The sequence below is a fragment of the Lysinibacillus sp. NPDC093692 genome, from assembly GCF_050280125.1.
GTDB lineage: Bacteria > Bacillota > Bacilli > Bacillales_A > Planococcaceae > Lysinibacillus.
This window is the reverse complement of record NZ_JBNNUW010000046.1, coordinates 1-12554: the sequence shown is the minus strand read 5'-3', so window position 1 is coordinate 12554 and position 12554 is coordinate 1. Positions and strand designations below refer to the sequence as shown.

Here is a 12554-nt window from a genome sequence, read left to right as displayed (position 1 = left end):
AATGACTCCGGCAGCATACCGAAGTCATTTAATCGCTGTTTAATGTAGCAAATGGTCTTTTATTAAACTGTCTACTTTATAGGGTTCAGTTCATTTACCGAGAAGTGGTTTTTGTTATTGAAATTAATTATTTACATAACTGCTTCACAAATTGGGTGAAAAATAGTAGTAACTATTTCACAAGATGAAGGAGAAAAACCCTTACATCATTCCTGGCATGCCGCCCATACCAGACATATCTGGCATTGCTGATGCTGGTTCTGGAATATCTGCTACTACTGCTTCTGTTGTTAAGAATAGAGCCGCTACAGATGCTGCGTTTTGTAGAGCTGAGCGAGTTACTTTCGCTGGGTCTACTACGCCCGCTTCGATCATGTTTACCCATTCGCCTGTCGCAGCGTTGAAACCTACACCAATTGCTTCACGTTTTAGACGATCCACAATAATTGAGCCTTCAAGACCTGCGTTGTTTGCGATTTGACGTACTGGCTCTTCTAAAGCACGTAGAACAATTTTCACACCTGTTGCTACGTCGCCTTCTTCTGCATCCGCAACTTTTTCAACTGCTGCATATACGTTAAGAAGTGCAGTACCACCACCTGATACAATACCTTCTTCAACTGCTGCACGAGTTGAGTTTAGAGCGTCTTCAATGCGAAGTTTGCGTTCTTTTAGTTCTGTTTCTGTTGCAGCACCAACTTTGATTACTGCTACACCACCTGCTAATTTTGCAAGGCGTTCTTGTAATTTTTCTTTATCGAATTCTGAAGTTGTTTCAGCAAGCTGAGCACGGATTTGACCAATACGGCCTTCGATTGCATCTGCACCGCCAACACCTTCTACGATTGTTGTATTATCTTTTGTCACAACCACTTTTGCGGCGCGACCAAGTGATGTAATATCAGCTGATTTAAGGTCTAAGCCTAATTCTTCTGTAATTACTTGACCACCTGTTAAAATTGCGATATCTTCAAGCATTGCTTTACGACGGTCACCGAATCCTGGAGCTTTAACCGCTACAGCATTGAATGTACCACGAAGCTTGTTCACTACAAGTGTTGCAAGAGCTTCACCTTCAACATCTTCAGCAATGATTAACAGTGGACGACCTTGTTGTACCACTTGTTCTAATAATGGTAATACTTCTTGGATGTTTGTAATTTTTTTATCAGTAATTAAAATGTATGGATTATCCAATACAGCTTCCATTTTATCTGTATCTGTTACCATGTAGTGTGATGCATATCCACGGTCGAATTGCATACCTTCTACTACATCAAGCTCAGTTGTGAAGCCTTTAGATTCTTCAATTGTAATAACACCGTCGTTACCCACACGTTCCATTGCTTCTGCAATTAATTGTCCTACTTCATCATCAGCAGCAGAGATGGCCGCAACTTGTGCGATTTCCTCTTTGTTGCTTACTGGACGAGAAATAGCGTTTAATTCTGTAAGTGCTGCTGCAACTGCTTTGTCAATCCCTTTACGAATGCCTACAGGATTTGCACCAGCTGTTACGTTTTTTAAGCCTTCACGAATAATTGCTTGAGCTAATACTGTTGCAGTTGTTGTACCGTCACCAGCGATTTCGTTCGTTTTAGAAGCAACTTCCGCTACTAATTTTGCACCCATGTTTTCGTATGGATTTTCTAGCTCGATTTCTTTTGCAATTGTTACACCATCATTTGTAATAAGTGGTGAACCGAATTTTTTTTCTAAAACTACGTTACGACCTTTTGGCCCTAGAGTAATTTTTACTGCGTTTGCTAATTTATCTACACCTTGTAGCATTAATGCACGTGCTTCTTCTGAGAATTTAATATCTTTTGCCATTTGAATTTACCCTCCTGGAATGGAATATTCGTTAAGCTTCATCAATATATTTATAAAAATTTCGCCATACTGTCATTGTCACTAATATGTTTTTTGTGACAATCACTAGCAGTATTTACTTTAAAAGGAATTCTCACCAAAACGTGTGGTTGATTTCCGTTCCGACTGGGCGCTTTGTTGCTGACGCTTCGCTTTCGCACAGAGTAAAGCTTCCTGGGGGCGTCCGATGAGCCATTGATCCCCAAGGAGTCGCCCAGCCTCCACTCCAATCAACCTATTTATACATAGTAGACGTTTTAAAAAATGTCATCCACAACTTTTGGTGATGAATCTTTAAAAGTATTAATTTATTCAATAATCGCAAGAATATCGCTTTCGCGTAAAATTAGGTATTCATTACCTTCATATTTAACTTCTGTACCAGAGTATTTAGAGAAAATAATGCGGTCGTCAACTTTAACGTCAAGCTCTACACGTTGTCCGTTCTCTAATATACGACCTGTCCCAACTGCTACAATTTTACCTTCTTGTGGCTTTTCTTTTGCAGAGTCTGGCAGTACAATACCGAATGCAGATTTTTCTTCTACCTCGATTAGTTCGATTACAATACGATCTCCTAGTGGTCTTAACAAGTGAAACAACCTCCTATTAATTAATTATAAGATTAACTCTATTAGCACTCTACCCATACGAGTGCTAACACAATTATTATGATAATCAATCACACTTTTTTTTGCAAGTCAGAACTTCGAAAAATTTTGTTTTCTTTCCATATTCCTCTACAATAGAAAGGTAACATAATGAATGGAAAGGATTTTGACTGTGAACAATTCTACAAAAATAAGTAAGCATAAAAAAACAGCCCTTTATGTTTTAGTGATTTATATCGTCATGCATCTATCAGGGATATTGCTAGCAAAGCCGTTTCACAAGCTTATTATGAGTACAACTGGTTTGCCTAGCGAGCAAGCTGCTCCTCTTACGCAAGGTTGGTATATTGCACTTAGCTTTGCCACTGCGTTAATTCTAAGCTTAATCCTAACATCTCGCGATAAAGCGTTTTGGGATATTTATAAAGGGAAGAAAGAAACGATACCACTGTCAATTATGTGGGGAATTATTGGTTTCTTCTTAGTTTTCTTTGGCCAAATGATTGGCGCAGCGATCGAAATGGCCATATTCGGTATCCAAGGTGGATCGCAAAACACAGCTGATATTGTAGCTATTGCAAAAGGTGCTCCTATTGCGATATTAGCGATAGTTGTTTTTGGACCAATATTAGAAGAGTTCGTCTTCCGTCGTGTTATTTTTGGATCGCTTGTCCAAACAACTAATTTCTGGATAGCCGGTATAGTAAGCGCCATTTTCTTTGCCCTTATTCATATGGACTTCTCACATATCTTGCTTTATACAATTTGCGGATTGATCTTTGCCTTCTTATATCACAAAACAAAACGCATTTGGACGTCCATTATCGCCCATGTCATGCTGAACGGTTTTGTGACACTTGTACAATTGTATGCAGAACCATTGCAAAAGTTTCTTCAAGAACTAGAAAAAATGCAATAAAAATCAGCGGGTGTTTGGACACCCGCTGAAAGAAGTTAAATTTAACTGTATCTATCACGACGAAAAAGCTCGATGCTACTAATTAGCATCGAGCTTCTATTATTATTGATTCAATTCTTCGATTTGACGTCTCTGCTGTTCAAGTGCCTCTTCTATCTGACGTTTTTGCTCAGCTTCTTGTTCTTCCTTCATTCGCATTTCCTCTGATTTTAAGTATTTCTTATAACCAATACGAGAAATCATAATGCTAATTTCATAAAGAACAAACAACGGTACTGAAACCATTAAGTGCGAAGCTAATTCAGGTGGCGCGATTAGTGCAGCACATACAAATAAACCAAAGTATGAATACTTACGAATACGAATTAGTAACTCAGGAGATAAAATCCCAATACGTGAAAAGAACAAGACTACAATCGGTAATTGGAAAAGGAAACCAAAAGGTATTGTAAGCTTAAATAAAAACGAAAAATATTCATGTATACCAATTGTTTGTTGAATTTCTAAATCGTTTGATAAATTCATCATAAACTTTATGACATAAGGGAATAGTAAAAAATACGAAAAAGACAGCCCTGCTAAAAACAATAAAAATGAATACGGTATATAGCTTAAAGTTGCTTTTCGTTCTACGTCCCTTAATCCCGGGCTAATAAAAGCCCACAATTGATACATCAATACCGGTGAGGATAGGATAAATGCTATTAAAAAAACTACTTGGATATAAATTGCAAGTGGTGTTACTACATCAAATGCATGGAGCTCTATATTGTAATTCGCTCCAGTACTTTGAAGGTATTTAACAAGTGGCTTTGCAACAAAGAAGCCGCCAGCCATAGCTAGAACAAAGAAAACGGCAACAATGAAAAGCCGTTTTCTTAATTCTTCTATATGTTCAATGACAGTTAGATCTCTTGGATTCATTCCACAAACATCCTAACTTACTTATCTAATTCTTTCTTTTTCTTGTCATCATCATCTTCGTCGGCTAAACCTTTAGTAGCATTTTTGAATTCACGTAATGTTGAACCAAATGCTTTACCAAGCTCTGGTAACTTCTTAGGACCAAAAATTAGTAATGCGACAATTCCGATAATAATGAGGCTCATAGGACCAATACCACCCATTAAAGCCACCTCCTCTTTATATCCATCATTTTAACGCATATTTAGCCATTTTGCTAACTAATTATATGTGAAAGTTTTTCGTCATTCTCTCAATTTTATACATACTTCTATTGAACAGAAACTGTGAGCTATGCTATCAATTATACCTCAGTCTAATTACGCCCTAAGGCTTTAACTTCTTTCAATGGGCGTTTGTACACCCGCTGAAAGAAGTTAAATTATGTACAATGATCACTCTTCCTGATTACGAATTAAATAAATAAGCGCCTGCAACTCTACCGACAAATCGATTGTTAAAAGTTGCATTTTATCTGGTACTGTAATACGCTCTGGCGTAAAGTTCAAAATTCCTTTTGCGTTCATCACTGCTAATCTATCAGCCATTTTCTGTGCAGAGCGTGGTGAAACTGTTAAAATTGCAAGCTCCGCTCCATATTCCGCATATTTTTCTTCCAATAAGTCAGGGTGAAAAACAGGAATATTGCTAATCATTTTCCCTTCTTTTGGGGCCTTCGAGTCAAATGCAACAACGATATGAGTATTGTGGTTTTTTTGAAAATTATATTTTAATAAAGCACTACCTAAATTCCCTACACCAATTAACGCAACCTTAGTCGCTTCATGTTGATCGAGCGTTTGGCTAAAAAATTGTAAGAGATGCTGCACATCATAGCCATATCCCTTTTTCCCAAGAGCACCAAAATAAGAAAAATCTCGGCGAATAGTTGCAGAATCAATTTTCATCGCTTCACTTAGTTCCTTCGACGAAATGCGTTCCATGCCTTCTTGTGCAAAGTTTTGGATAAAACGATAGTAAAGAGGAAGTCTTTTCGTAGTGGCTTGTGGAATTTTCAATTCTTGTTTCAAACTTTTTCCTCCTTAAAATGTATCAAATTCTATTTATGATACAGGCTTTATATTTCTAAATTTATAATATTCACTGGAGGATTTTCCTTTAGTTAATGGCGCTTTTACGCCACTAAATAAAGGGAAATCGTTTCAATCTTACATGACAGCTTGGAATAAGTAAAGCATCGACATTGCAAGCCAATCGCTCATCCATTACACTAAGGAAGAATTGAGGTGTCATGAATGATTGTTTTACAGGTCAATCAACTATATAAATCCTTCCTTGCAGATGAAATTTTAAGTGGCGTAAAATTAGAAGTTCAACATCGTGACCGAGTTGCATTAGTAGGTCGTAACGGTGCTGGTAAATCCACTTTACTTAAAATTATTGCTGGTCAAATGTCATATGACTCTGGCGATATTATTATCCCGAAAGGTATACAAATTGGATACTTAGAGCAGCATGCTGGTTTAAACTCAACATTGTCGATTTGGGATGAAATGATGACAATTTTTGAGCCGCTTATTGCCCAAGAACAAACGCTACGATCATTAGAACAACAAATGGCCGACCCAGCTGTTTATGAAAATCCTACTTTATATGCAAAAATAATGTCTGAATACGATCATTTACAACATAATTTTAAGGATGCGGGTGGCTATCAATATGAATCGGATACACGTTCTGTGCTTCATGGTATGCAGTTTTATCCTGAGGATTACCAAAAGTCAATTAGCTCACTATCAGGGGGACAACGGACGCGGTTAGCACTTGCTAAGCTTCTTTTAAGTAAACCTGACCTATTAATCCTTGATGAACCTACTAACCATTTAGATATTGAAACCCTCTCTTGGTTAGAATCATATTTAAAGGGTTATGAAGGGGCTATTCTAATTGTTTCCCATGACCGCTACTTCTTAGACCAGGTTGTTTCCATTGTCTACGAAGTATCTCGTCATCGCGTCACAAAATATACAGGCAATTATAGTGCCTATTTAGATGAGAAAGCGAAAAATTATGAGCGTGATTTGAAGCTATATGAACGTCAGCAAGATGAAAAGGCCAAGCTAGAGGAATTTATTCAAAAAAATATTGCTCGTGCTTCTACTACTAAAATGGCACAAAGTCGTCGTAAAATGCTCGAACGAACAGAATGGATGGACTCTCCCGAAGGTGATGAAAAGTCAGCAAGCTTCGGTTTTACAATTGAACGCCAAAGTGGTAACGATGTATTATCTATCGATGACTTAACGATAGGTTATGCTGATAAGAAAATATCAAGCGGCATCACACTACGCACTTTCCGAGAAGACCGCATTGCACTTGTTGGACCCAATGGTGTTGGTAAATCCACTTTATTAAAAACCATTGTCAAAGATTTGCTACCATTCACTGGAGAGATTCGCTATGGTACAAATGTTCAGATTGGTTATTATGATCAAGAGCAGGCAAAGCTATCGAGCAATAAAAGTGTTCTAAAAGAGCTATGGGATGAATGGCCTTTAATGAATGAAAAAGATATTCGCACAGCGCTAGGCCGCTTCTTATTCAGTGGAGTTGATGTAGATAAAACCGTGTCGTCTTTATCTGGTGGAGAAAAAGCCAGACTTGCATTAGCTAAGTTGATGATGCAAAAGGCAAATTTCTTAATTCTTGATGAGCCTACCAATCACTTAGACTTAGATAGTAAAGAGATACTGGAAAACGCACTTATTGATTATCCTGGAACGCTCTTATTCGTATCGCATGACCGATATTTTATCAATCGAATCGCTACTAAAGTAATCGAACTGTCTGGTGATGGTTCCTTTGAGTACTTAGGTGACTATGATTATTATCTTGAGAAAAAACAAGAGCTAATAGAAATCGCCCAAATGAAGGCTGCTGCTCAGCCGCAAGCGCAAGCTGATGTACCTGAGAAGATCTCTACTTCTAAAATTGATAAAGAGGCTAAAAAACGAGAGCGTCAAATTAGACGCACGCTTGAGGAACTAGAAGAGAAAATGCAACAAGAAAATCTTGAAATAGCTCACTTAGAGGAAGCTCTTTGCGATCCTGAGATTTTCACAGACCACGAAAAAATTACACAACTCCAGGATGAATTATCCACTTCTAAAGAACAGTACGAATTATTTGAAATGGAATGGCTGGAGCTAAGTGAAGAACTTGAAAATATCACCTTATAACATCCCCTACCGAACTTCTTTCTTTACATTGGGAGTATTGTAAAGCCATGTGCCTTGTCGCATGGCTTTTTACTTTACTCGTCTTCATTTTTCATATATATTGGTCAAGTGCTATTTTTCGACAAAAAATGCCCACAACTTTATACACACTATAAATCTAGTAATACCAACATATCAACAGACTTTTCCACATTGTCCACAATTCAAAAATATTTTATTCACATGATTCTGTGCAAAACAGGCTACTATATATTGAATAATCACAAGTTATGCACAAGTTATCAACATTTTGTGCATAAGTACGGATGTTCGCTCTTTTATTTTCGCCTTGCCTGTGGATAATTTTCTGAAAAATTTGTCAACTAATCAGATTTATATTTTCTTATGTCCACTGTTTTCTCAACATTTTTTTCACAAAAGCAAAAAAGAGGTGTTTTAGAATTAAATCTAAAACACCTCTTTCTGAAAGAATTTATACCCAGGATTTTAACTCCATTCCAGGACGACCGTTCATTGATAAATTGCCTCGAATAGTCATTTCAAACATAGGTGTTGCTGCTGCCCCTATCATAGCGGCATTATCTGTACACAGCTTTAATGGCGGTACATACAACGGGATACCTTCTTCCGCAAATACTGACTCAAGTGATGTACGTAAGCCTTTATTTGCCGCTACACCTCCAGCTGCAATAACTTGTTTCACTTTATATTCACGTGCTGCCCGTAATGTTTTAGCTGTTAACACTTCAACTACGCTATCCTGAAATCCTTTGGCTACGGCAGTCGGAGAAATCTCTTCTCCACGCTGATCCATATTATGCTTATAATTAATAACTGCTGACTTTAAACCGCTAAAGCTAAAATCATAAGAACCTTCCTCTAACCACACTCGTGGGAAGGTTACAGCCTCATCTCCCTCGTGTGCTAGTTTGTCAATACGTGGACCACCTGGATATGGTAAGCCTAAAACACGTGCAACCTTATCATAAGCTTCACCAGCTGCATCATCTCTCGTCTCACCAATGACTTCAAAAGAGCCATGTTCTTTCATATAAACTAGCTCTGTATGGCCACCTGATACAACTAGTGCTAATAATGGGAATTCCATCGGCTGTACAAGTGCGTTAGCATATATATGTCCAGCTATATGATGCACACCGATTATCGGTAAATCATTGGCAAATGCAAAAGCCTTCGCGGCATTAATCCCAATTAACAATGCACCTACAAGACCAGGACCTTCAGTAACTGCCACAGCGTCTAAATCAGTTGGCTTCATATTTGCCTGCGCTAATGCTTCTTCAATAACCACTGTAATTTGCTCAACATGATGACGAGATGCAATTTCAGGTACAACCCCACCAAATCGTTTATGACTTTCTATTTGAGATGCAACCACATTTGAAACAATTTCAGAGCCATTTCGAATAATCGCTGCTGCTGTTTCATCACAGCTCGATTCTATTGCTAATATAATTCGATCTTCCATCATAAATTCACCCACATGACAAGGGCATCCTCCCCGTTATCTGTATAATAGCCTTTACGTATGCCACCGTCTTGGAAATCAAGCTTTCGATAAAGATTTTGAGCAACTGTATTTGTCACTCGTACCTCTAAACTCATGACTTCCATACTATGGTCTTTCGCAATACGCATTGCCTCTCGCATTAACCCTTCACCAATTCCGCGACCGCGAGCAGCATCTATAACGGCTACGTTCGTAATTTGCGCTGCGTCTATTACCATCCACATTCCACAAAAACCGATAATGTTATTATATTCATCTATAGCTAGCACATAATGTGCATACTGATTTTCATGCACTTCATAATAAAAAGAGTCTAACGTCCATGGTGTAGTAAATGTAGCAAGCTCAATTTCATACACTACTGGGACATCTTCAGATACCATTTTACGAAATATTACATTACTACTCATGTGCCTTCTCCTTTTGTTCCTTCAGCCAATTCGCCTCCGCCTCTGCAATACGTTTGTATTGCGGGACAAAATGATGAACAGCATCCACACTTGGTAGCTCCACTTTCGTCGCTAATCGAACTGTTTCACTTGCTCTTGGCAAGTCATGACTAAATGGTATACGTTGAGCATAGTCACCTAGCACCTCTACGATTTTATGCCAAAACACATCTACATCTACTCCAACAAATAAAATCGGTGCCTCTAAAGCCTGTAAACGCTCTAACAGGCCATCAATATGATCGTGATAATCATCTATAATTGTTTCAAGCTCACGCCCTTTATAAACGGCCGTATAAACATTGCCTCTTCGCGCATCAAAAATAGGACAAATAAACCCATCATATAGTGCTGCATTTGCGGCTAATGACTTTAAGCTAGATACTCCAACTAAAGGCTTTTTCAATGTCCATGCTAATGTTTTTGCAAGCGTCACGCCTATTCGTACACCTGTATAAGAACCAGGCCCTTCTGATACAGCAATCGCATCCAACTCGCTTGGCTTTATACCAGCGTTTGCTAGCACTTCTTCAATGGCTGGCATAGCACCTGCCGAATGCGTTAATTTTATATTTTGTACAATCTCTGCGACCACTTTACCATCCCGTATTACAGCAATAGAAAGTGGTGCATTCGCTGTTTCAATCCCTAACCAAATCATTTCATTAGCTCCTCACATAATGCCTCATATCGCTTTCCCAGAGGTGTTAATACAAATCGTCGTTGATTTTCTCCCATTCGGTAAATTTCTATTGCAAGGCGCTCCTGTGGTAAATCCTGTTCAATCAAATGAGCCCACTCGACAACTGACACCGCATCACCATAAAATAACTCGTCCCATCCAAGGTCTTCATCGCTTTCTGCTAAACGATAAACATCTAAATGATTAAATGGTAAACGCCCTTCATATTGCTTTACAATCGTAAATGTCGGGCTATTGACTGTTCTCTTCACGCCAAGCCCCTTCGCTAATGCTTTCGTAAATGTCGTCTTGCCAGCGCCCAAATCACCCTCTAATGTAATTGTATCCTGGGCTTCTAGTACGCTTGCTAGCTTCAGCGCAAACTGCTCAGTATCATCAAGTGAATTCATTATTTTTTCATACATCATCTCTTTTTTCCTCTCCTAGCTCCATTACTTCTAGTTTACCGAAACAAGCGTAAATGTTCAAAGCATCCAATGGATTTTAAAAAAAACAATTACACCTTGGCGTAATTGTTGCAGCTTGTCGACAAAAAGAATATAAATTACTGTATATCGAATTAACAAAAGTGATGCTCATCATGGGATGAGTCGATAACTTGAAACTACTAATCAATTATGCCTCGGCATAATTGCGTCCGGAATCAGCTTTGTGCTTTGGCATGAGGGTAGGTTTGCCTAGTTTTTATACAAGGCAAACCTATTCATGTAGATTGCTAGAGAAAAACGAGATCATTTCAACGTCACTACTATACAACTTATGCAAGAAAGCATTCATCAAAAGCCTAAAACAATTATGCCTTGGAGTAATTATCGCTATCGCTACTACAACATGTGCAAAATGAAGAGACAACATCCTTATAAAAAGAAGTGCTTATTTTTTTTTACCCTTTATCTCACTAATCTCTTTTTTAACCAATTTATCATCTTTAAATTGTACATTATAAGCTTTTGTCATAAGTATTTCATCATTCCAGCGGTATTGATCTTTTTTCAATGTTTCTCCTGCTCCCCCTGCAATTTTTACTACCTCCATATATGTCATACCTTCTTTTATTTTTTCAAATTCCGCTTCATTCATATTTTTTTGCCAGTGGTACGCATTGGATTCCTCAATATCTAAGATAGAATCTCCACAGCCTACTAGTATTACAGCAGCACATATGAGCAAGCTTATATTAAGACGTTTTATGTAATAATAATTTCTCATGTAACACCTCCAAATCTTTTTCACACGAGAGAAATCGATAATATCATCGTCTTTTTTATAGTTAATGCCCTATTTGTTAGATTTATTACCTAGCTCTTTATTTCTATCACTCTTCATCAACTGTAGTGAAACGTAATGGTAAGGTCTCTACAAAAGCTACATCCTGTCTACTGACTTGTTTGTTAACACGGGCACTATAGGGTCTTTTCTAGTCTGTTTTATGCAGGGGTTCGAGGTATTCACCTCCATCTTAAATTGGATTGAATAAAAGAAATAATATTTTTAGAAATTATACATATCCACTAATTTCCTTATAATAACAATAAAAAAAGTTCTTATGATTTAAAAGCATCATAAGAACTATATTATCAATTATAATGGCGGTCCCGACCGGGATCGAACCGGCGATCTCCTGCGTGACAGGCAGGCATGTTAACCGCTACACCACGGGACCTCTTTAAGACATTTATAAATATATCATATGTAATTGAAGTATGCAATACTTTTTTATATATTTTTATTTTTATATTCTCTATCTTTTTCGTATCGACTTTGCAAATCTATTATGTCGACGTAAGATTGGATTTGACTTTGGCTTATGCCTGCAGATTTTTGCGTGAAAGCGAAGCGGCAGCACAACATGAAGGTCGACACGATATCGGTCATTTCGGTAATGCCACAGGGCGTGGCGTTTTTAGCCTTAGCTTTTCTATTTCAACGGGCGTTTGGCCCCCCTGAAAAGCAGCTTAACTTCGCATTCCTCACACCGTAGAGGTAGGAAAGTTTTGTATCTGACGCTATGCTTACGATACAAAAGACATTTGTAATTAATGTTTCACTTTCGCTACGAAAACACTCTTGCTGAAAAAAGAAAGAAGGTAAATATAAAAAGAGCAACTACAAAACACTAGTCTTGTAGCTGCTCTTTAATTGTTTTATCGTCAACAGCTTTAGCTTCTTGTCTATAATAAAAAAACAGCCAGCACACAGCTGACTGTTTATATTGCCTAGCGACGTCCTACTCTCACAGGGGGAAGCCCCCAACTACCATCGGCGCTAAAGAGCTTAACTTCCGTGTTCGGTATGGGAACGGGTGT

General features: G+C 38.1%; 12 protein-coding genes, 1 tRNA gene and 1 rRNA gene. 2 read left to right on the top strand and 12 right to left on the bottom strand.

From position 1 onward, the window contains the following. Positions 1-201 precede the first annotated feature (201 nt). Together groL and groES are read right to left on the bottom strand one after the other, a co-directional pair. The gene (gene groL / locus ACQKN4_RS25005) at positions 202-1833 is read right to left on the bottom strand and encodes a chaperonin GroEL (protein ID WP_079563615.1); all 1632 of its coding nucleotides are present in this window, start codon (positions 1831-1833) and stop codon (positions 202-204) included. Between the two features lie 347 nt (positions 1834-2180). After that, entirely contained in the window at positions 2181-2465 is a 285-nt protein-coding gene (groES, locus tag ACQKN4_RS25000) for a co-chaperone GroES (RefSeq protein ID WP_079563614.1), read from the bottom strand. 172 nt (positions 2466-2637) lie between these two features. Here groES and ACQKN4_RS24995 point away from each other — a divergent pair, with 172 nt between their 5' ends. After that, positions 2638-3402 carry a CPBP family intramembrane glutamic endopeptidase gene (locus tag ACQKN4_RS24995; protein ID WP_079563613.1) on the top strand — a complete coding sequence of 255 codons (765 nt, stop codon included), beginning with the start codon at positions 2638-2640 and terminating at the stop codon, positions 3400-3402. A gap of 102 nt (positions 3403-3504) precedes the next feature. Here ACQKN4_RS24995 and tatC read toward each other — a convergent pair whose 3' ends face one another. The 3 genes from tatC to ACQKN4_RS24980 form a co-directional block, all read right to left on the bottom strand. Continuing rightward, positions 3505-4326 carry a twin-arginine translocase subunit TatC gene (tatC, locus tag ACQKN4_RS24990; RefSeq protein WP_079563612.1) on the bottom strand — a complete coding sequence of 274 codons (822 nt, stop codon included), beginning with the start codon at positions 4324-4326 and terminating at the stop codon, positions 3505-3507. 17 nt (positions 4327-4343) lie between these two features. Further along, positions 4344-4529, bottom strand: coding sequence for a twin-arginine translocase TatA/TatE family subunit (locus tag ACQKN4_RS24985; protein ID WP_010857065.1), 186 nt, complete (start codon positions 4527-4529; stop codon positions 4344-4346). Between the two features lie 231 nt (positions 4530-4760). Further along, positions 4761-5396: a redox-sensing transcriptional repressor Rex gene (locus ACQKN4_RS24980; RefSeq protein WP_079563611.1), complete on the bottom strand. Its 636-nt coding sequence runs from the start codon at positions 5394-5396 to the stop codon at positions 4761-4763. A 225-nt stretch (positions 5397-5621) separates the two neighbouring features. Between ACQKN4_RS24980 and ACQKN4_RS24975 the strand changes: the two genes are divergently transcribed. Then, positions 5622-7565, top strand: a complete 1944-nt coding sequence (locus ACQKN4_RS24975; protein ID WP_427485174.1) for an ABC-F family ATP-binding cassette domain-containing protein — start codon at positions 5622-5624, stop codon at positions 7563-7565. Between the two features lie 472 nt (positions 7566-8037). Here ACQKN4_RS24975 and tsaD read toward each other — a convergent pair whose 3' ends face one another. From tsaD to rrf, 7 genes are all read right to left on the bottom strand, one after another. Beyond that, a complete protein-coding gene (tsaD, locus tag ACQKN4_RS24970) occupies positions 8038-9057 on the bottom strand; it encodes a tRNA (adenosine(37)-N6)-threonylcarbamoyltransferase complex transferase subunit TsaD (protein WP_427485173.1) in 1020 nt (339 codons plus the stop codon). After that, on the bottom strand, positions 9054-9506 hold the full coding sequence (rimI, locus tag ACQKN4_RS24965; protein WP_079563608.1) for a ribosomal protein S18-alanine N-acetyltransferase: 453 nt from the start codon (positions 9504-9506) through the stop codon (positions 9054-9056). The genes tsaD and rimI overlap by 4 nt, the downstream gene beginning before the upstream one ends. Further along, the gene (gene tsaB / locus ACQKN4_RS24960) at positions 9499-10206 is read right to left on the bottom strand and encodes a tRNA (adenosine(37)-N6)-threonylcarbamoyltransferase complex dimerization subunit type 1 TsaB (RefSeq protein ID WP_079563607.1); all 708 of its coding nucleotides are present in this window, start codon (positions 10204-10206) and stop codon (positions 9499-9501) included. Before tsaB ends, rimI begins: the two co-directional genes overlap by 8 nt. Further along, on the bottom strand, positions 10203-10652 hold the full coding sequence (gene tsaE / locus ACQKN4_RS24955) for a tRNA (adenosine(37)-N6)-threonylcarbamoyltransferase complex ATPase subunit type 1 TsaE (protein WP_079563654.1): 450 nt from the start codon (positions 10650-10652) through the stop codon (positions 10203-10205). The genes tsaB and tsaE overlap by 4 nt, the downstream gene beginning before the upstream one ends. Before the next feature lie 469 nt (positions 10653-11121). After that, positions 11122-11457, bottom strand: coding sequence for a hypothetical protein (locus ACQKN4_RS24950; RefSeq protein ID WP_079563606.1), 336 nt, complete (start codon positions 11455-11457; stop codon positions 11122-11124). 378 nt (positions 11458-11835) lie between these two features. Beyond that, positions 11836-11911 (bottom strand) — tRNA-Asp (locus ACQKN4_RS24945). Positions 11912-12462: 551 nt separating this feature from the next. Further along, positions 12463-12554, bottom strand: a 5S ribosomal RNA gene (gene rrf, locus ACQKN4_RS24940); the annotation flags it as partial.

Excerpts from the sequence above, each read along its gene's own strand:
- groL (WP_079563615.1), bottom strand. The coding sequence starts at position 1,833 with ATGGCAAAAGATATTAAATTCTCAGAAGAAGCACGTGCATTAATGCTA.
- ACQKN4_RS24995 (WP_079563613.1), top strand. The coding sequence starts at position 2,638 with ATGGAAAGGATTTTGACTGTGAACAATTCTACAAAAATAAGTAAGCAT.
- tatC (WP_079563612.1), bottom strand. The coding sequence starts at position 4,326 with ATGAATCCAAGAGATCTAACTGTCATTGAACATATAGAAGAATTAAGA.
- ACQKN4_RS24985 (WP_010857065.1), bottom strand. The coding sequence starts at position 4,529 with ATGGGTGGTATTGGTCCTATGAGCCTCATTATTATCGGAATTGTCGCA.
- ACQKN4_RS24975 (WP_427485174.1), top strand. The coding sequence starts at position 5,622 with ATGATTGTTTTACAGGTCAATCAACTATATAAATCCTTCCTTGCAGAT.
- tsaD (WP_427485173.1), bottom strand. The coding sequence starts at position 9,057 with ATGATGGAAGATCGAATTATATTAGCAATAGAATCGAGCTGTGATGAA.
- rimI (WP_079563608.1), bottom strand. The coding sequence starts at position 9,506 with ATGAGTAGTAATGTAATATTTCGTAAAATGGTATCTGAAGATGTCCCA.
- tsaB (WP_079563607.1), bottom strand. The coding sequence starts at position 10,206 with ATGATTTGGTTAGGGATTGAAACAGCGAATGCACCACTTTCTATTGCT.
- tsaE (WP_079563654.1), bottom strand. The coding sequence starts at position 10,652 with ATGTATGAAAAAATAATGAATTCACTTGATGATACTGAGCAGTTTGCG.
- ACQKN4_RS24950 (WP_079563606.1), bottom strand. The coding sequence starts at position 11,457 with ATGAGAAATTATTATTACATAAAACGTCTTAATATAAGCTTGCTCATA.